The organism is Arthrobacter sp. SAFR-179 (genome assembly GCF_059414945.1).
This window is the reverse complement of record NZ_JBPFDM010000015.1, coordinates 39,844-59,579: the sequence shown is the minus strand read 5'-3', so window position 1 is coordinate 59,579 and position 19,736 is coordinate 39,844. Positions and strand designations below refer to the sequence as shown.

Here is a 19,736-nt window from a genome sequence, read left to right as displayed (position 1 = left end):
ACGCAGATCCGGCCATGCAGTGCAAAACGGTCACTCCCAAAGCCCCGGCCAGCCGGCCGCGGCCCAGGGCGCCTACGGGAAACGCTGCACGGGGCGGACCATGCGGATCTCCGGCAGGTCCTCCCAGTCCGGCAGGATGTCCCGGGCGCCGTCGGGTTCAAAGCCGAACCGGCGGTAAAAGCCGATGGCGCGGCCGTTCCCGGCGGCCACCCACAGACTCGCCGCCTTGGTGCCCAGGGCTGCCGTGAGCAGGCGCCGGCCCAGCCCAAGGCCCTGGTGCGAAGCCAGCAGGTACAACCCCCACAGTTCCAGATCACCCGAGGACGGCGGCGGGTGGCCTTCGGGGGAACCGGGAGCCGGCAGGAACCGTACACCCGCGAACCCAACTACCATCCCGCCGTCGCGCGCCACCCAAACCTCGGCAGGTTCCGGCCGGTCCAGCAGGTGCCGCCAGAGCCGCAGCCTGTCTGCCGGATCCACGGCAGCGAGGAAAGCATCGGACAGCATTCCCCGGTATGTTTCCTGCCAGCAGTGGACATGCACCTGTGCCAGCTGTTCGATGTCCCTGGCGCCGGCCCTGCGGACGGCCGGAGCGGACTCCATGGCCGTCAGCCTGCCAGCGCCTTCCACAGGAAGTGCTGGCTGCGGGCCTGCAGCGCGGCGGCCTGGCGGTTGTCCGAGGCGCCGGCATGGCCGCCTTCCAACGCTTCGTGGAACCACACCTTGGGAATGCCCATGGCCAGCATCCGGGCCGCCATCTTGCGCGCCTGCACCGGGCCGACGCGGTCGTCCGATGTTGCCGTCCAGATGAAGGTCTCCGGGTACTCCACCGCATCCTTGAGCAGGTGGTAGGGCGAGAAGGTCCTGATGTACTCCCACTGTTCGGGGACGTCCGGGTCCCCGTACTCCGCAATCCAGGAATGCCCGGCGGAGAGCTTGGTGTAGCGGCGCATGTCCAGCAGCGGCACTCCACAGGATACGGCCCGGAACAGTTCGGGGTAACGGGTGAGCATGTTTCCCACCAGCAGCCCGCCGTTGGAGCCGCCCACGCAGCCCAGCCGCCGGGGAGATGTGACGCCGCGCGAGATGAGGTCGCGGGCCACGGCCGCGAAGTCCTCGTACGCACGGTGCCGGTTTTCCTTCAGCGCGGCCCGGTGCCACGCCGGCCCGTACTCGCCGCCGCCGCGGATGTTTGCCACCACATACACACCGCCGCGGGAGTGCGGCGCCTTCCCGTCGCTTGCGTCCGACAGCGTGGTCCGCCGCTCCAGCCATGCCCGGCCCACCGTGCCGCTGTAGGCGGGCGTCCGGGAAACCTCAAACCCGCCGTAGCCGGACAGCTGGGTGGGGTTCTGCCCGTCCAAAGCCAGCCCGCGCGGAGCTATCTGGAAGTACGGGACCCGGGTGCCGTCGTCGGACACGGCGAAGTGCTGCTCCACCTCATAGTCGCCGTCGGCAAAGAACGACGGCGACGCCTTGATGGTGGCGTGCCGGCTCACCACGCCGGACGTCCCGCCGTCGTCATGTCCGTTCCCGGCCCTTTCCAAGGTGCCGCGCATGAGGGTGGTGGGGGTGGTGAAGCCGGTGGCGACGAGCCAGAAGTCGTCGCCGGCGCCGCCGTCCGCCGGTCCCTCGTCCTCGTCGTCCACGGCGTACGCGTTCACGTCATGCAGCGGCGGGCAGGCATCAAGGAGGGTTGCCGTCCAGCCGCCGTCCACGCTGCCGGTGGGCCGGGACGGGTCCAGCACCCGGATTTCCGAGGAAACGTCCCTGAGCAGGTTGAGCAGCAGGAAGTTCCGGGTCCAGCTCCAGGACTGCAGCGACGTGTGGTCATCCGGAGTGAACAGCACGGTGGGCTGCCGGCTGCCGGCCAGGTAGTCCTCGAAGTTGGCGGCGAGGAGCGATCCTGACGGGTAGGTGGTGCCGTCCAGGTCCCAGTCCTGCTGCGGGCGGAAGAGCAGCCACTCCCGGTGCGCGCTGATGTTGACGTCGGTGGGAACGTCAATCTGCACCCAGTCCCCGTCCCGCAGCACGAAGTTGGTCCGATTAAAGAAATCGATGTAGTCCACGGCGAAGGTGCGCTCAAATCCGGGCGTGGAATCGTGCGCCGCAAAGGCCATCATGTGGTCCTCCGGCACCTCGAACAGGCGCGGGGCCGCGGCCAGGGAATCACCGCGCTCGAGGGTCACCGCGGTGCGGGCATAGGAGGATGCGGTCCTGGGCAGGCCCTCTGCGGTGGAGGAAACCAGGAGCGTATCGGCGTCCAGCCATGACACATTGCCCTTCGCGGTGGGCAGGTCGAACCCGCCCCGGGCGGGATCAACGAAGCCGCGCGCCTCGACGTCGAACTCACGGTAGCGGTTCGCGTCGCCGCCGTCGGGGGAGAGCGCAAGCAGTGCCAGGCGGTAGGGCTGGCCGGCCGCCGGGCGCAGGAACGTGGCCCCGTGGAACACCCACTCTTCGCCTTCGGCCCGGGACAGTTCGTCAACGTCCAGCAGGACGTCCCATTCCGGGGAATCGGTGAGGTAGCTCTCCCAGGTGGTGCGCCGCCAGAGGCCCTTGGGGTTCCGGCTGTCCTTCCAGAAGTTGTAGTACCAGTCGCCACGCTTGCCCACCATGGCGATCCGGTCCGTGGAGTCCAGGACCTCCAGGATGCTGTTCTCCAGTTCGGCGTAGCCGGCGTCCTCCAGCAGGTCCTCGGTCCGGGAATTCTGCTCCCGGACCCAGGCCAGCTGTTCCTCGCCGTAGATGTCCTCCAGCCACACATTTTCGTCGACGGGCACCGGTGCCGTTCCCTGCGGTGCGGTGCCGGGGGTGTCCTGGCCGGGACCGGGAAGGGATGCTTGATCAGCTGCTGTGGTGGTCATGGGGCCCATCCAAACAACATCCCCCAAGGCTGGCAAGTCAAGCGGCCGCGGCATACTCCGCTTCCAGCCCGTACGCTGGATGCCGTGGAATTATCGCAGAGCAACCGGGCCGTCATCATCGGCGGCGGCCCCCGTGGCACCAGCGTGCTGGAGCGGCTGCTCGCCCACACCAACGCAGCGGGCACGCCCGTGCGGCTGCACATTGATGTGGTTGACCCTTACCCGGCTGGCCCCGGGCACGTGTGGCAGCCCGGGCAGTCCCGGCTGTTCCTGATGAACACCCAGTCGTTCTACCCCACCCTGATCCCGCAGGACCCGTCGCTGCCAGCCCCGGTTGCGGGCGGCACGTTCGACCAGTGGCGGGCGCAGCAGCAGCGGGACCCGCTGCCGGTCCTGACCGTCGAGGAACGGGCGGAACTGGCGGTGCTTGAGTCGAACGACTTTCCCAGCCGCGCTCTGTACGGACGCTACCTTCAGTGCACCCTGGAGGAACTGCTGGGCAACGCACCCGAGGGCGTCACGGTGGACTTCCACCAAACCTCGGCCGTGGCGGTGCGTCCGGTGGGGGACGGAAGGTTCGACGTCGGCCTGGCCACCGGAGCGACGCTTCGCGCCAACGCCGTGGTGCTGGCCCTGGGGCACATCCCGTCCCGGCTGAACCCGGAACAGCGCGAGCTCCAGGCCGCAGCTGTGCAGCTGGGTCTGCAGTACTTTCCCCCTGCCGCGCCCGCAGACGTGGACTGGTCCCGGATCCCCGCGGGCGAGCCCGTCCTGGTTCGCGGCATGGGCCTGAACTTCTTCGACACGATGGGGCAGCTCACCGAAGGCCGCGGCGGGAAATTCGTGTCCACCGGCAGCCGGCTTGAGTATGAACCGTCCGGCCAGGAGCCCCGGATCATTGCTGCCTCCCGGCGTGGGACCCCCTACCGCGCCAAAGCAGCCCTCAACGGCTACTACGCCGCGTCCGTCACCCTCCGGTACCTCACGGAGGCTGCCCTGGAACGGCTGGCGAAGGCGGGAATCCGGCCCTCGTTCGACCACGACCTGTGGCCGCTCCTGCACCGCGACGCCCTCTGGGCCTACTATTCAACGCTTGTGCGCTCGCAGCCGGCCGCGGTCTCCGACGCGAAGGCCTTCCTCGCAGCGCTCGAGGAAGCCCTGCAGCCGCACGCGCACAGCGCCGTTAAGTGGGAAGACAACGTGGAGAGCGTCCTGGCCATCCACGTCGGTCCACGGCACCGGCTGGATTTGCCAGGCCTGGCGGCCCCGCTGGCCGGCCGCTCGTTCGCGTCCCGCGGCGAGCATGATGCCGCGGTGGTGGAGTTCCTGCTGGACGATGCGCGCCGTTCAGCCCTCGGCGAGGACGACCCCGTCAAAATGGCCATTGCCGCGCTGCACCACGGGCGTGCCGTCCTCAAAACGGCAGTGGCCGACGGCGGCATCACCGACGAGTCCTGGGTCGCCGGGCTGCGTGGCTGGTTTGAGTCCTTCGTGGAGGGCCTCGCCAGCGGCCCCCCGGCGCTGCGCGCCGAACAGCTTGCCGCACTGGCAAGGGCCGGTGTGGTCAGCTTTGTTGGACCGGACCCCAAATTCGGCGTGGACCGGAAGTCCGCGATGTTCACTGCTTCCTCGCCGTGGGTTGCGGGTCCCCCGGTCATGGCACGGACGATGGTGGAGGCCCTTGCCCCTGGCAACCGGGTGTCGGCCAACGATTCGCCCGTCCTGGAACAGTTGCTGTCCGATGGCCTGGTGCGGCCCAGGCTCATGATGGCCGCCGAGGGTGCTCCGGTCGAGTCCACCGGCCTGGACGTGGAGCCCCACCCGTACCGCCCGGTTGCCGCCAACGGGTCGGTGACGGAAAACCTGTACGTGCTGGGCCTCCAGTTGTCCTCCACCCAGTGGGGCACCGCCATCGCCGCCGAGGCCCTCCAGCCCGGCAGCCCCGCCTACCGCAGCGGCCAGCGGACCCTCCGGGATGCCGACGAGATCGCGGCGGCCATCCTCCGCAGCTGACCCACGCCCGCTCACCTTTGGCAATGATTCTCCAAACGCCCGCTCACCTTTGACCGGTAAAACGGCAGCGCCCGCTCACCAATGGCGAGCGGGCGCTGCTGTTACGCGGCCGCCTGACAGCGCCGACGGGGTGCCTTTTCCGTCAGCCACGCAGGCAGGCGCGGTAGGCGGCCATGGCGTGCCCGTAGTTCGCCTGGCCCCTGACGTCAGCGGGGCGGGTGGGCTTGACCGGCGGAACACAGACCGGCTGCGCCGGCGTATCGGCTCCCACCAGGACGGCGACCTTCACCACCGTGCCGGACTCGACGGCGGTGAGCACCAGTGTGGCCGCGCCCTCCGCTGTCCCGGCCGGGACCGCCAGGTTCACCGTGGCCGCGCCGGAGGCGACCGGAACGGTGCCCAACTGGGTCACAGTGCCGGCGGCATCGGTGAACGAGGCCTCCAGCGCCGTGTTCACCGGGCTGCCCAGGGACGTCAGGTCCAGTTTGGACACGGCCGCCGTGACCGGCTCGCCGGGCTTGACGCCAGCGGCGGTGGTGTTGGTGACTGCCACGGAGCGGCGGGCGAAGTCCGGGGAAACGGGGCTGCTCTTCTGGAGGTACCCCATCCACGCGTCCCGGTCCACCAGCCCGGAATCGCGGGTGTTGGTACCCTCCGTGAAGATCCGGAAGTTGTCTCCGCCGGTTGCCAGGAAGCTGAACGTGCCTACCCGGTAGGACCTGGCCGGGTCCAGCAGTTCACCGTTCACGCGAACCGAGGTGATGCGGTCTCCGGCTGCGCGGGCGGCGTCATAGGTGTAGTTCACGTTCTTCGACAGGCCCAGCTGCAGATAGGCGCGGCTGGGAACCGTGCCGTCCGGGTTGGTCTGCCACTGCTGCTCCAGCAGCGTCTTGAACTGCGCCCCGGTCAGGGACGTGGTCCATAGATTGTTTACGAACGGCAGCACCGCATTGGCCTCGGCGTACGTGATGGTGCCGTCCGGTGCGTAGTACAGCTCATTGCGGAGGCCGCCGGGATTGACGACGCCGATTTCCGCACCGCCGAGCTCAGCCGGCTGCAGGGAAGAGAGAAGGGAGTCGGCCACCAGGTTGCCCAGGGTGGATTCGCTGCCGCGGTCATCGCGCTTGGCGGTGCCGGCGGCATCGGCGGTGAAGGCCGTGGTGATGTCCTTGGTGACCGAGCCAATGGGCTGGTTGCCCACCGCGGCCGCGTCCGCCAGGGCCTTCTTGACGATGGCGTCGACGGCGGCGACGCGCGGGTAGGCAGCCACCAAGCCGGCGGCGGCGTCAGTGGTGCGCTTGACGTTTCCGGCCTTGTAGGCCGTCACCTCCTTGCTGGCGGTGTCCACGGTCAGCTGGATCTGGCCCACGTTCTCGCCGTAGTTTCCCGTCTGGACGATCGGCCGGGTCTTGCCCGCTGCGCCGGGAACGGGTGCGTCCCACGCGTATTCCTTGTGCGTGTGACCGGTGAAGATCGCATCCACCTCGGGAGACGCCTCGGTGACCAGCTTCGCGAACGGGCCGCCGGCTGCCACTTCCTGCTCCAGTGTGGCGCCTTCCACCACGCCGGAGCCGGCGCCGTCGTGGTCCTCCACGATGATGACGTCGGCCAGCTTGTCCGCCGTGATCTTTGCGGCCACCCGGTTGATGGCATCCACCGGGTCCCCGAAGTCGAGGTCCGCGATGCCGGCCGGCGTCACCAGGGACGGGACCTCCTGCGTGACGGTGCCGATGACGGCCACCTTGATGCCGTTCAGGTCCAGCACCATGTACTCGGGGAGTACGGGGTCGGTGGTGCCCTTTTTGTAGACGTTCGCACCCAGGTAAGGGAACTTGGCGTTGGTGCCGCCCGCGATGACGCGGTCGCGCAGGTCCGCCCAGCCGCCGTCGAACTCGTGGTTGCCCACGGCAGACGCCTTCAGTTCCAGGGCATTCAGCACGTCAATGGTGGGCTGGTCCTTGGCAACTGCCGAGGCGAACAGGGAAGCGCCGATGTTGTCCCCGGCGGAGAGGAACGCGGTGGCACCGGGGGCGGCCGCGGCCCGCAGCTTCTCGATGGTGCCGGCGAACTGGACCGTGTTGGTGTCGATCCTGCCGTGGAAGTCGTTGATGGCCAGGAGATTGAGGTCAACGGTGGCAGGTGTGGACGGCAGGTTCAGGCCGACCACCACGGGGTCGTGGTCGCTGGCACGGAACTGGTCCAGGGCGTAGTAGTTGGTGATGTTGTTGTTGTAGCGGCTGTATTCCAGCGCCACGGATTCCACGGAGTTGATGTTCCAGATGTCGGCTCCGGTGACCACCGCGTTGGCGGCGGGGGAGGCCAGGATGTGGTCCAGGGACCCCACCAGGCCGCCGAACAGGTAGGAGTGCTTGGCTGATCCGTCGGGGTTGCGGGCCTTGTCGTCCTGGTTGACATAGCCCGCGGCGGTCAGGACATTGATCGGGTCTTCTTTGCCGTAGGAGTTGAAGTCCCCGGCCAGGAACACCTTGTCGGTGCCCTCGGACTTCTGCAGCTCGTCGGAGAAGGCAAGCAGGGACTGCGCCTGGGCAGTGCGGGCAAGGTTTGAGGCGCCCTGGCCCTTGTCGGTGTCGTCCGGGGTTGCAGCCGAGCCCTTGGACTTGAAGTGGTTGGCGATGGCGATGAACTTTTTGTCATCAGGGGCACCGACGGGCTTGAACACCTGGGCCAGTGGTTTGCGGGCGCTGGCGAAGGCCACGGTGTCGTTGTGGATGATGGATTCACCTACAGGTTCGGCTACGGCCTTTTTGTAGATGAACGCGGTCCGGATCATGTCCTCGTCAGCCAGCGGCGGTGCGTTCGCGGGAGTGCGGACGTAGTCCCAGATACCGGGGGTGGGGATGTTCAGGGCCTCCACGAGCCTGGCCAGGGCGTCGTCCCGGTTCTTGCCGAACTGGGCGGAGTTCTCGACCTCCATCAGCGTCACGACGTCCGCGCCGGACTTGGTGATGGCGGAGACGATCTTGTCCTGCTGGCGCTGGAGGTTCTCCGCGTTGGCGGCGCCGCGGGCATCGCAGCCGCCGCGGACCGTGATGGGGTTGCCGCCGCGGTCCTCGTAGAACGTGCACCCGGACAATGTATCGCCCGTGGTGGGGAAGTAATTCAGGACGTTGAAGGACGCGATCTTCAGGTTGCCGCCCACTGGTGCGGGGGCTTCGGTGCGGGTGGCTCCGAAGCCGGCCGGCTGGACCGTGGCCTTGTTGGCCGCGGTGAGGTGCGTCAGCGGCTGGAGCTTCCAGGAGTTGTTGGCGTAGCCCAGCACCACGTTGGTGGTGAAGGTGGCCGGCGAGCCCACCCGGACAGGGTCCGTGGTGGTGAGGTACGGCAGTACCTCGGCCTTGGTGGCGGCATCCTTCAGGAAGTTGGTGCTTGAGCCGTCGTCGAGCTTGATGCCCCGGGCAGCATTGTCCGCGACGACGGCCGCGTACACTGCCGAGCCATAAGGCGCCACGGCGGTGGGCTGCACCAGGGGAGTGGTCCCGCCGGCCAAGCCGATCTCGCCATACTGGTTCAGGCTGTAGTTGTCGCTCACCGTCATGGGCCCCTGGGGTGCCAGCAGCATGCCTTCCAGGGATTCACGGAAGGTCTCGGTGGCGGGGAGGGTGAAGACGGTGGGCTTGACCTCGGGAGCGGCATGGCTGAGCTTGGCGAGCCCGGTTGCGGTTGTGACGTTGAGTTGGGTCATGCCGTAGTACTCGGCCACCGTGCCGGTCACCTGGACATAATCACCCGCCTGCACCGAGGCTACCGTGGCCGGGGAGTAGACGAAGATGCCGTCGGAGGCGGAGTGGTTGGTGGCCGTCAGGTCACCGCCCGTGCCGGGGGTCTGGAGGTAGTAGCCGTTGAGGCCGCCCGTGGGGAAGGCCGCGGTGACTTTGCCCGTGGTGGTGACGGTGGCCCCGGCCAGGGGACTTTCCGTCCCGGTGCCCTGGATTTCCGCGATGGTCCTGGCAACGGGATCCGGCGAGGGCGATGGGGTGGGGTCCGGAGCGGGAACGGCGCCGCCCGACGGCGTTGGCGTAATGGCGCCCAAAAGCGTGAAGTCCGCGGCGTTGCTGTTGCTGTCCGCCCCGGCTGCCCGGTTGAGGCTCTTCACATCGGTGTTTCCGGCAGGTGCCGCAGCAGCCTGGGTCTCGAAGGTGTTGGAGGTGCCGTAGCCCAGGAGGTCGGCCACGCCCGCCGTTTCCAGCACCGACCCCGTGGGGAGGGCGACGGCGGCGGGCTGCTTGGCGAGCACGATGGTGCCGTTGCTGCCGCTGAAGTTCAGCGCGCCGGCAACGAGGTCAGGTGCGGGCAGGTCCGCGCCGTTGGTTCCGTTGCTGCCGCCCTGCACCAGGTAGTAGCCCTTGGCAGGAATCGAACCGGACAGGGCGGCCACGCCCGTTGGGGCCCCGGTGCCGGTACCGGAGCGGTACTGCACGGACCAGCCGTCCAGGGAAACGGGGGCGTCGGAGCTGTTGTAGAGCTCCACGAATTTGTTCCTGTACGCGGCGCCGGTGCTGCCGCCGCTGAGGTAGGCCTCGTTGATGACAACGGGGGAGGTGCCGGCCGCGGCTGAGACCTCCGCGGCCGCCGGGACAGCTGCCAGCGGGGCTGCGATGAGCCCCGCTGACAACGCTGTGCCCAGCGCTGACTTCCAAAGTGATTGATGCATCCGCTCTTACTTTCATTGAGGTGTCCCGGTGGGGACCCGGTGGGGTGCGTCCGCTTGTACCATTCGGACTGGGGGCCGGATCCTGCTCCTGGTCAAGTGGGTGTCCGGCACATGACAACAGCACTGAATGAACGCAGGGTGGATGGAGCGTGCATTCGGCGGGACGTTCCCCAGCGGAGCGCCCCGTTCTCCGGCCCGGACCTGCCTGGCCCCAACCGGAGGTGCTGTTGGCGGGAGTGATGGCACCGGCAACAGCCAAGTGTGCCGGCAATCACAAACGATACCCGCGGGTAGCTTTCGGTCCCGGGTTTGGCGGCGGGTTAATCCAAAGAATTTACGTGCCTGCAACAGGCCGGCCCGGGAAAGTTAAAGCAGGAAACCCCTGGCCGCCGTTGCCGGCTGCCAGGGGTTTCTTCTGCGGAAGGTAAGAGATTCGAACTCTTGGTACGGGGTTACCGCACACTGGTTTTCAAGACCAGCTCCTTCGGCCGCTCGGACAACCTTCCTCAGCTAGTAGTGTTTCATAGGCACTTGCCTGCAACAAAACAGGCCGGGGATGGTGACCGGTGCACACTGGTTGCAGCCAGGATTTGAGTCAGGAACGGGAGAGGTCCATGAAAGCCGTCTACATATCGGAACCGGGCGGCCCGGAGGTGCTGGAAGTCCGGGACGTGGATGCCCCGGTGCCCGGCCAGGGCGAAGTGCTCATTGACGTGGTGGCCGCAGGCCTGAACCGTGCCGATGTCCAGCAGCGCAGGGGTTTTTATCCGCCGCCGCCGGGCGCCTCCGAGGTGCCGGGGCTGGAAGTATCGGGCCGTATCGCCGGTTTTGGGCCGGGCGTCAGCAAGCCCTTCTCCCTGGGGGACAAGGTGGTGGCCCTGCTGGCCGGCGGCGGCTACGCCCAGCAGGTGGCGGTTCCGGCCGAACAGGTCCTGCGGGTGCCGGAAGGGGTTGACCTGGTCACTGCGGCGTCGCTGCCGGAGGTGGCGGCAACGGTCTACTCGAACCTCATCATGACGGCGCAGCTGCAGCCGGGGGAGACTGTCCTCATCCATGGGGCCACCGGCGGGATCGGCACCATGGCCATCCAGCTTGCCAAGGCCTTCGGCGCCAAGGTGGCCACCACGGCTGGTACGGAGGAAAAGGTCAGTACGGCCAAGGCCTTCCTTGGCGCGGACATCGCCATCAATTACGCCGAGGAGGACTTCCCGGAGAGCCTCCGCCGGCAGAACGACGGCAAGGGGGCGGATGTCATCCTGGACGTCGTGGGTGCCAAGTACCTGCAGCAGAACGTGGACGCCCTGGCCGACTACGGGCGCCTCGTGGTGATCGGCCTGCAGGGCGGCACCAAAGGTGAGCTGGACCTGGGCCTGTTGCTGAAGAAGCGCGCTGCCGTGGTGGCCACCGCCCTGCGGCCCCGGCCGGTGTCGGAAAAGGGCGCCATCATGACTGCCGTCCGGGACGCGGTCTGGCCGCTGGTGGCCGATGGCAGGATCCGCCCGCTGGTGGCCAAGACGTTCCCGCTGGACCAAGTGGCTGCGGCGCACCGCTACTTCGACAGCGGCGACCATGTGGGCAAAGTCCTTCTGGTCATGTAGCACCCCGCGATACATACCCGGTATTGCAGCAACGCCCCTTCGGCGTTAGGCTTCCTATACGCGGTATGCACGGGTCTTGGGGGTCCGTGCATACCGGTAAGACAACCCGGGGGAGCATCATGTCCATTCGCCACAGCCTCCTCGCCCTGCTGCAGGACCAGCCGCGCTACGGCTACCAGCTGCGGGCCGAGTTTGAGAACCGAACCGGGGCCACATGGCCCCTGAACATCGGGCAGGTGTACACCACCCTGGACCGGCTGGAGCGCGACGCCCTGGTGGCCAAGGAGGGCGACGACGGCGAAGGCCACGTGGTCTACAGCATCACCCCGGCCGGCAAGGCAGAGGTCCGGAACTGGTTTGCCGCCCCCGTGGAGCGGAACAACCCGCCGCGAAACGAGCTGGCCATCAAGCTCGCGCTCGCCGTCACCCTGCCCGGGGTTGATGTCCAGGCCATCATCCAGGCCCAACGGGTGGCATCGATCAGGGCACTGCAGGACTACACCAAGGCGCGCCGCGATACAGCCGCAAACCAGCGGGCCACGGACACCGCCTGGCTGCTGGTCCTTGATTCGCTGATCTTCCAGACCGAAGCGGAAGTGCGCTGGCTGGACCTCTGCGAGGCCAGGATGGTCCAGCAGGCCCAGGCCGGCACAGCGGGTGGAGAGCGGAAACTGTCCAACGGGGCCAGAGAAGGCGCCCCGCTCAACGCGGACAGCCGACGGTGAGCGTGCAGGGGCCTCAGCAGGTCCTTGAGCTCGCCAGGGTGGGCAGGACATTTGGGGAAGGCGCGACGGCGGTCGCCGCGCTACGCGATGTTGACCTCACCATTTCAGCAGGGGAGTTTGTCGCTGTCATGGGCCCGTCCGGCTCCGGCAAGTCCTCCCTGCTTGCCCTGGCCGGCGGACTGGACCGGCCGACGTCGGGCGCGGTCTATGTGGAGTCCACGCCGTTGGCAGGGCTGGGCCTCAACGAACTGGCCCGCCTGCGCCGCCGCGCGGTGGGCTACCTCTTCCAAGACTTCAACCTGGTCCCCACGCTGACAGCGGCGGAAAACGTTGCACTGCCGCTGGAACTGGACGGAACGTCCGGCCGAAAGGCCCACCGGCAGGCGGCCGATGCGCTCCGGCAGGTAGGAATCCTGGAACTGGCAGACCGGTTCATGGACCAGATGTCCGGCGGCCAGCAGCAGCGCGTGGCCATTGCCCGGGCCATCGTGGGCAAGAGGCGCCTGATCCTGGCCGATGAGCCCACCGGTGCCCTGGATTCCACCACCGGCCTGGGGGTCATGGAGGTCTTGCGGGGCCGGGCCGACGCCGGTGCAGCCGTCATGCTGGTAACCCACGAGCCAAGGCACGCAGCCTGGGCCGACAGGGTGGTCTTCCTTCGGGATGGGCGGATCATTGACCAGGCCGCCGCCATGCACGATCCCGCCATGCTCCTCAGCCAGGCCGGGATCTGATGCCGATGGACCTTGCTCCGGCGCCCTTAAGCCGCCGGAGCAGTCATCGGGTTGCCCTGCGGCAGGCGCGCCGGGACATCGCCCGCCACAAGGGGCGGTCCCTTCTCATCATCCTGCTCATCATGTTGCCGGTGGCCGGGATGACGGGCGCCGCCACCCTGTACCAGAGCTCCCAGCGGACGCCGGAGGAGATCGTCAGCTACGAACTGGGCAACACCCAGGCGAGGTTCACCGTCCTGCCGGTGCCCAGTGCGGACTCGCTCCAGGACCCGCTCAATGACGGCGTGGTCGCCTCCAGTCCTGGCCGGTTCGACCCTGATTTCCAGCGAACGGACCCATTCGACGCCATCCCGCCAGGCTACGACGTCCTGCCGCAGCGCCTGCTCCAGCTGACCACCGGCGTGGGGGAAGCCCTTGTTTCACTGCAGGGCCGCGAAGTGGATGCACTCAATCCGGCGTTCACCGGTAAATTCAGCCTCCTGGCCGGGCGTGCCTCGAGCGGCAGGACAGAAGTGCTTGCTTCGCCCGGGCTGATGACGCGTTTCAACCTCACCTTCGGGCAGGAATTTACGACGTCGGCAGGCACCTTCGTCCCGGTGGGCACCATCCGCGACGCCGGCGTTTCAGACGGCAACAGCATCCTGTACCTGCGGGCAGGCCAAGTGCCCGCTGACGTGGTCCAGGGGCCGCTGACCCGCCAGTCCGTGTCCTACTACCTGGTGGGCCCGGACCCGGTCACCTGGCCGCAGGTCAGGGAAGCCAACAGTAAAGGCGTGGGCGTGCTGTCCCGCAGCGTGGTGCTGAACCCGCCGTCCCGTGAGGAACGGACCGTCGCCGGTTCAATTCCACGGGATGATTCGACGGAAGCGGTGGCACTCTACGCCAGCTTAGGGATGATCGGTGCACTCGCGCTGCTGGAGGTGGGCCTGCTGGCCGGTGCTGCCTTCGCCGTCGGCGCCAAGCAGCAGGTGCGTGAGCTGGCACTGCTGGCGTCCTCGGGCGCGGAAGCCGCCACCATCCGCGCTGTTGTCACCGCCGGTGGACTCTGGCTTGGCGGCCTTGCCGTTGCCGCGGGAGCCGCGGTGGGGCTGGGAGCTGCTGCCGTCGTCGTCCACGTGGTGCGGGCGAACGGATCCGCCCGGCTGCCGGGACTGCATCCGGATTTCCTCCTGACAGCCGCAGCCATGGCCATGGGCCTGGCATCCTGCGCCATCGCCGCCATGGTGCCTGCACGCCAGGTGTCCCGGCAGGCAGTGCTGGGTGCCCTGAAAGCCGGGCGTGCACCCGCGGAGAAGAGCCGGCGGGCAAGCGTGGCCGGCGCCGGTACGGTGGTGCTTGCCGCCGGGCTGTTGGCGGCCGGCTGGGTTTTGGGGCGGTCCACCAACGATCCGGACCGGCAGGCGGAGCAGCTGCCGCTGGTGGTCACACTGCTCATCCTCGGCGCCGTGCTGGCGGTAGCCGGCCTGGTGCTGCTGACCGGCTGGCTGGTCCTCCGCTTGACCTCCCGCATCCGGTGGATGCCGCTGCCCCTTCGGATGGCGGCCCGGGATTCGGCGCGGAACCGCGGGCGCAGCGTTCCCGCCGTCGCCGCGGTACTCGCCGCCGCCACCCTGGCAAGCGCGGCCCTGGTTCTTTCCGCCAGCCAACAGGCGGGGCTGCGGGAGTCCCATTATTGGGGTGCCCTGCAAAACCAGGCGTACCTGCCGCTGGTCGTGGACCCGCCCGCATCAGCCGATGGCAGCAGGCAGCCGTCCGTCCGGGTGGACGGCCACGAGCTCTCCTCTGCAGTGGCAGATGCCCTGGGCACTGTTGAATCGTCACAGGTCATCACCGCGCCTGAGAGCCTGCGCAACTGCCCCGACGGTCCCAGCGACCTCGCAGTGCCCGCCCGGACGGCAACCTCCAACTGTCTGTTGTACTCATTGGCCAAACCTGCAGCCAACCAGTGCCCCAGGACGCCCAAGGGCAGGCTGCTGGACCCGGGCGACTGGCGGTGCCACGGCTCCCTGGTCAACGAACAACCGTCCGGGGCAGCCATCCTGGTGGGCGGTGAGGAGGACATCCGGGCGGCCCTGGGCCGCAGCGCCACCCCGCGGGCCCTTGCGGTGCTGAACGCCGGCGGGATGGTGGTGACCAACCCGGTCTACGTCAGTGACGGAAGGGTGCTGCTGGAGGGGAAGGATGTGCGGACCCACGAGCCGGCGGCTTCGGGGCCTGGCACCGTCCACGCAACCGTCAGGAGCGACTCCCTTGCAGCGGCAGTGCTGGAACCGGCTGTCCCCGTGCCCTACTACGGCGTGGTCTCCCCTGAAACCGCGGAACGCCTGGACCTCCACGCGGCCCCCACCGGAGTGCTCGTACAGCTTTCGACCTACCCCTCCGAGGCTGCGGCGGATGCAGCCTCAGCTGCGGCCGCCGCTGTCTACGGGCAGCCCGGCCTGCCTTTCCAGCCGGAAGCGGGCATCTCGCAGGCAAGCCAGTGGATCACCTGGTCCATCGTGGCCGCGGCTGCCCTCATCACCTTCAACGCGGCTGGCATTACCACTGGGCTGTCGATGGCGGATGCCCGGAAGGACCATGCGGTCCTGGCCGGCGTTGGTGCCTCGCCGCGGCTGCGCAAGGCGCTTGCCGGGTCGCAGGGACTGTTCACCAGCGGGGTCGGAGCCGTCCTGGGAACGCTGGCGGGATCGGTACCCGCGGTCCTGCTGGTCCTGTCCACGGACATGCGGACAGCCCTTGAGGTTCCCTGGCTGCAATTGTCCGCACTCGTTGCGGCAGTGCCTTTGACGGCGGCCGCGCTCGCCTGGGTTTTTACCCGCCCCGGGCTGGCGCTGCAGCGGCGCGCGTGGATCCAGCGGCATTAGGACACACAATTGGGTCTTTTTGATCGCTGTCATCGGGCCTACGGTGGGTTCCGGGAGCCGCCCGCCGGGCGGCGGAACTTACGGAGGAACGTCATGACAACACATGTTGCAGACTGCAGTGTCACCCGTTGTTCGTTCAACGACCACGAAGGCTGCACCGCGCACGCCATCACTGTTGGCGGAACCCAGGACCATGCATCCTGCGCCACCTTCATCGAGACCGGCATCCACGGCGGCCTGCCCAAGGTACTGGCTGACGTCGGCGCATGCCAGCGCGCCGAGTGCGTCCACAACGACCACCTGATGTGCAACGCCGCCGAAGTGCACGTGGGCCCCGGCGCTGACAACGCCGACTGCCTCACCTACGCCCACGCCTGACTAACCCTGCCCCTGACACTCGCGAAGGCTCCCGCCCGGAATCCTGGACAGGGGCCTTCGCCGTGCCGCCGCCCGCCGTCGTCCACGTGATCCTGCTCATTCGGCGCCGGCTCACCGCCGCTCGCCGCACAGCCCGGCGCCGCGCCGCCGTCGGGCGTTCCCGGCATGTTACCCCTTGGTAGGGTTCCCAGTAGCAAAAGTGGGAAATCTCTCAAGGAGGAGACATGGCCGGAGTGCCTGACCAGCGGAAGAACGGATCCCGGGCGGAGGGCGGACTGGCGACGGACCCGGATCTTCCCCCGCCCGCTGTGGACAAGGCACGGCTTGAGGCCGAGGAGCGGAGGTGGACGCCGGCCAAGATCGCCCTCTGGGCAGCAATAGCCCTCCTGGGTGGCGTCGCCTGGTTCATGCTGGCGATCGTCCGCGGGGAAACCGTCAATGCCATCTGGTTCGTCTTTGCCTCCGTGTGCACCTACTTGATCGGGTACCGCTTCTACTCCAAGGTGATTGAGCGCTACATCACCAGGCCTGACGACCGCCGCGCCACCCCTGCCGAATACAAGGCCGACGGCAAGGACTACGTCCGCACGGACCGCAACGTCCTCTTCGGCCACCACTTCGCCGCCATCGCCGGCGCGGGCCCCCTGGTTGGCCCGATCATCGCTGCCCAGATGGGGTATCTCCCCGGCACCATCTGGATCATCCTCGGCGTCGTCCTCGCCGGCGCCGTCCAGGACTACCTGGTCATGTTCTTCTCCATGCGCCGCGGCGGCCGGTCCCTCGGCCAGATGGCCCGCGAGGAACTCGGCGTCATCGGCGGCACTGCCGCCCTCATCGCCACCCTGCTGATCATGGTGATCATCGTGGCCATCCTGGCGCTCGTCGTCGTCAATGCCCTGGGTGAAAGCCCGTGGGGCGTGTTCTCCGTGGGCATGACCATCCCCATCGCCCTGTTCATGGGCGTCTACCTCCGCTACCTGCGCCCCGGCAAGGTCATGGAAGTCTCGATCATCGGCTTCGTCCTCCTCATGGCGGCCATCATCGGCGGCGGCCTGGTGGCGCAGACCGAATGGGGTGCCACCGTGTTCCACCTGGACAAGGTGACCATTGCCTGGGGCCTCCTTATTTACGGCTTCATCGCAGCGGTCCTGCCCGTGTGGCTGCTGCTGGCCCCGCGCGACTACCTCTCCACCTTCATGAAGATCGGCGTCATCGTGATGCTCGCGCTGGCCATCATCGTGGTCCGGCCCGAAGTCAGCGTCCCGGCCTTCAGTGAATTCGCCAGCCGCGAGAACGGACCGGTGTTGTCCGGTGCCCTGTTCCCCTTCCTGTTCGTCACCATCGCCTGCGGTGCGCTGTCCGGTTTCCACGCCCTGATTTCCTCCGGCACCACCCCCAAGCTGGTGGAGAAGGAACGGCAGACCCGGTACATCGGCTACGGCGGCATGCTGATGGAGTCCTTCGTCGCCATCATGGCCCTGGTGGCAGCCATCTCGATCGACCGAGGCCTCTACTTCGCCATGAACGCCCCCGCAGCCCTTACGGGCGGGACCGTGGAAACGGCAGCAACCTGGGTCAACAGCCTGGGCCTGAGCGGCGTCAACATCAGCCCCGGTCTCCTGAGTGAAACCGCCGCCAACGTAGGCGAGCAGAGCATCGTCTCCCGCACCGGCGGTGCGCCCACGCTGGCCGTGGGGCTGGCGCACATCATGCAGCAGTTCATCGGCGGGACGGCCATGATGGCGTTCTGGTACCACTTCGCCATCATGTTCGAGGCACTCTTCATCCTCACCGCCGTGGACGCCGGCACGCGCGTTGCCCGTTTCATGCTGCAGGACTCCATCGGCAACTTCGTCCCCAAGTTCAAGGAAGCCTCCTGGCGCCCGGGAGCCTGGCTCTGCACGGCCATCATGGTGGCTGCCTGGGGTGCCGTGCTGCTGATGGGCGTGACCGATCCACTGGGCGGCATCAATACCCTGTTCCCGCTGTTCGGTATAGCCAACCAGCTGCTGGCCGCCATCGCGCTGGCTGTATGCCTGGCGATCGTGGCCAAGCGCGGCACCTTCAAGTACCTGTGGGTCGTTGCCCTGCCGCTGACCTTCGCCGCCGTGGTCACCATCACTGCCAGCTTCCAGAAGATCTTCTCGCCCGTCCCCGCCGTGGGGTACTTCGCCAACAACGCCGCCTTCAGCAAGGCGCTGGCCGACGGCAAGAAGGAGTTCGGCACCGCCAAGACCGTGGCCGCCATGGAAGCCGTGGTCCGCAACACCGCCATCCAGGGCTGGCTGTCCGTGATCTTCGTGGTGCTCACCATCATCGTGATCGCGACGGCGGTGCTCGCCACCGTCAAGGCGTTCCGTGACAAGGCGGCCGGGAGAGCCACCACGGACAACGAGGACCCGGCAGTTCCCTCCCGGGTCTTCGCCCCCGCCGGGCTGGTGCCGACGACGGCTGAACGGGAACTGGCAGCCGAGTGGGACAGGGTGCCCGCAGACGTACGGCTTGAACGGGCCGGGCACTGATGAGCACCGGTATGGCCCTGGTGGCCAATGGATTCCGCGGCTTCGCCCGCTACCTGGGCGGAGTCATGGGCGCGGACGCCTATGCCAAGTACCTGGAACACCACAGGGCGGCCGGGCACCAGGAACCGCCCCTCACCGAACGCGAGTTCTGGCGGGACCGCACGGACCGCCAGGACACCAACCCGCAGGGGAGGTGCTGCTGATTTGAGCCGGCAGCGGACAAGCCCGCCACAGGCCTTCATGGGTGGGCCCCTGGCGGATGGGCCGTGAGAGTATGAACGCATGAGCGATCCCAATGACACTCAGGCACCTGAGGACCTCCCGGTAGAAGGCACTCCCGTTGACGACGCCCAAGACCCGGTACAGGTTCCGTCCGCCGCGGACGGCAAGCCCCGGGGCAGCAGCCTGCAGGACCTGGTGGACGAGCCGGCCAAGGTGATGCGGATCGGCACCATGATCCGGCAGCTGCTTGAAGAGGTGAAGTCCGCGCCGCTGGACGACGCTGCGAGGGGCAGGCTGGCGGCCATCCATGCCCGCTCCATCAAGGAGCTGGAGGACGGGCTTGCGCCCGAGCTCGTGGCGGAACTGGACAGGATCAACCTGCCGTTCTCCGATGAGGCCACTCCCTCCGATGCCGAGCTCCGGATCGCCCAGGCCCAGCTGGTGGGCTGGCTGGAGGGCCTGTTCCACGGGATCCAGACCGCCATCGCCGCACAGAACGCCGCCCGCGAACACGCCGCAGCGCAGCTGCAGCTGCGCCAGTTGCCGCCGGGCACCATGATTGCCCCCGGCGTCGTCATTGGTGAAAACGGTGAGCCGCAGCGTGCCCCGGCCGGGGCACGCCCCGGTCCGCAGGCGCGGCCCGGCCAGCGTGAAGACCCGGACCACGGTCCCGGGCAGTACCTGTAGGTTCCGCTTGGGCCTTTTCAGCGCCGCCCGGCAGGGGCGCAAAGATGACGCGGAATTGGGCAAGGGGCTGTGGCGCCGCGCGCACGACCGCTTCCAACGGGGACTTGACCGCTTCCACCAGGTGCTCGAGGGCGTGGAAGACGACCAGCTGTACGGCGAACTTCTTGAGATCGCCAACGAACTGGCTGCCGTCCTGCAGCGCGTCCGGGCGGTGTGCATGGAGGCGCAGCGGCGTGCGCCCAGCGAGGGCCTGGACATACCGGCAGGCCTGGCGGACGTGCACAGGTCCCTGTCCAAGGCCGGCAATTCGCTGGCCACCACCGCCGAAGCGGCGGCCATGCTTCGGCTCGCCGTGGGCCCGGTGCCGGTTGGTGCCGCGTCCGTGCGGCGCCGGGCTGACGCCGTCTTCCAGCAGGTGGACGACGCCGAGAGGCGGCTTCGCGGGGACTAGCTG

At 68.0% G+C, this 19,736-nt stretch carries 13 protein-coding genes and 1 tRNA gene; 10 read left to right on the top strand and 4 right to left on the bottom strand.

All coding sequences use genetic code 11. From position 1 onward, the window contains the following. Positions 1-72 precede the first annotated feature (72 nt). On the bottom strand, positions 73-603 hold the full coding sequence (locus tag ACR65K_RS19220) for a GNAT family N-acetyltransferase (RefSeq protein WP_440154565.1): 531 nt from the start codon (positions 601-603) through the stop codon (positions 73-75). Between the two features lie 5 nt (positions 604-608). After that, entirely contained in the window at positions 609-2,867 is a 2,259-nt protein-coding gene (locus tag ACR65K_RS19215) for a prolyl oligopeptidase family serine peptidase (RefSeq protein WP_440154564.1), read from the bottom strand. An 84-nt stretch (positions 2,868-2,951) separates the two neighbouring features. Between ACR65K_RS19215 and ACR65K_RS19210 the strand changes: the two genes are divergently transcribed. Then, positions 2,952-4,880 (top strand): FAD/NAD(P)-binding protein, encoded by a 1,929-nt coding sequence (locus ACR65K_RS19210; protein WP_440154563.1) that lies wholly within the window; start codon positions 2,952-2,954, stop codon positions 4,878-4,880. A 142-nt stretch (positions 4,881-5,022) separates the two neighbouring features. Here the strand turns inward: ACR65K_RS19210 and ACR65K_RS19205 are convergent, their stop codons facing one another. Next, on the bottom strand, positions 5,023-9,552 hold the full coding sequence (locus ACR65K_RS19205) for an ExeM/NucH family extracellular endonuclease (RefSeq protein ID WP_440154562.1): 4,530 nt from the start codon (positions 9,550-9,552) through the stop codon (positions 5,023-5,025). 418 nt (positions 9,553-9,970) lie between these two features. Beyond that, positions 9,971-10,058 (bottom strand) — tRNA-Ser (locus ACR65K_RS19200). 108 nt (positions 10,059-10,166) lie between these two features. Between ACR65K_RS19200 and ACR65K_RS19195 the strand changes: the two genes are divergently transcribed. The 9 genes from ACR65K_RS19195 to ACR65K_RS19155 all read left to right on the top strand — a co-directional run bounded on the left by ACR65K_RS19195 (position 10,167) and on the right by ACR65K_RS19155 (position 19,733). Further along, a complete protein-coding gene (locus tag ACR65K_RS19195; RefSeq protein ID WP_440154561.1) occupies positions 10,167-11,150 on the top strand; it encodes an NAD(P)H-quinone oxidoreductase in 984 nt (327 codons plus the stop codon). A gap of 119 nt (positions 11,151-11,269) precedes the next feature. Continuing rightward, a complete protein-coding gene (locus ACR65K_RS19190; RefSeq protein WP_440154560.1) occupies positions 11,270-11,875 on the top strand; it encodes a PadR family transcriptional regulator in 606 nt (201 codons plus the stop codon). Next, positions 11,872-12,609 carry an ABC transporter ATP-binding protein gene (locus tag ACR65K_RS19185; RefSeq protein ID WP_440154559.1) on the top strand — a complete coding sequence of 246 codons (738 nt, stop codon included), beginning with the start codon at positions 11,872-11,874 and terminating at the stop codon, positions 12,607-12,609. Before ACR65K_RS19190 ends, ACR65K_RS19185 begins: the two co-directional genes overlap by 4 nt. Then, positions 12,609-15,473, top strand: a complete 2,865-nt coding sequence (locus ACR65K_RS19180; RefSeq protein WP_440154558.1) for an FtsX-like permease family protein — start codon at positions 12,609-12,611, stop codon at positions 15,471-15,473. Before ACR65K_RS19185 ends, ACR65K_RS19180 begins: the two co-directional genes overlap by 1 nt. A 93-nt stretch (positions 15,474-15,566) precedes the next feature. Then, on the top strand, positions 15,567-15,851 hold the full coding sequence (locus ACR65K_RS19175) for a DUF1540 domain-containing protein (RefSeq protein ID WP_307091964.1): 285 nt from the start codon (positions 15,567-15,569) through the stop codon (positions 15,849-15,851). Between the two features lie 224 nt (positions 15,852-16,075). Further along, entirely contained in the window at positions 16,076-18,373 is a 2,298-nt protein-coding gene (locus ACR65K_RS19170) for a carbon starvation CstA family protein (RefSeq protein ID WP_440154557.1), read from the top strand. Continuing rightward, positions 18,373-18,576, top strand: coding sequence for a YbdD/YjiX family protein (locus ACR65K_RS19165; RefSeq protein WP_440154556.1), 204 nt, complete (start codon positions 18,373-18,375; stop codon positions 18,574-18,576). Before ACR65K_RS19170 ends, ACR65K_RS19165 begins: the two co-directional genes overlap by 1 nt. Before the next feature lie 79 nt (positions 18,577-18,655). Further along, positions 18,656-19,282: a bacterial proteasome activator family protein gene (locus ACR65K_RS19160; protein ID WP_440154555.1), complete on the top strand. Its 627-nt coding sequence runs from the start codon at positions 18,656-18,658 to the stop codon at positions 19,280-19,282. A gap of 7 nt (positions 19,283-19,289) precedes the next feature. Continuing rightward, entirely contained in the window at positions 19,290-19,733 is a 444-nt protein-coding gene (locus ACR65K_RS19155) for a hypothetical protein (RefSeq protein WP_056330214.1), read from the top strand. The last annotated feature ends 3 nt before the right edge of the window (positions 19,734-19,736 follow it).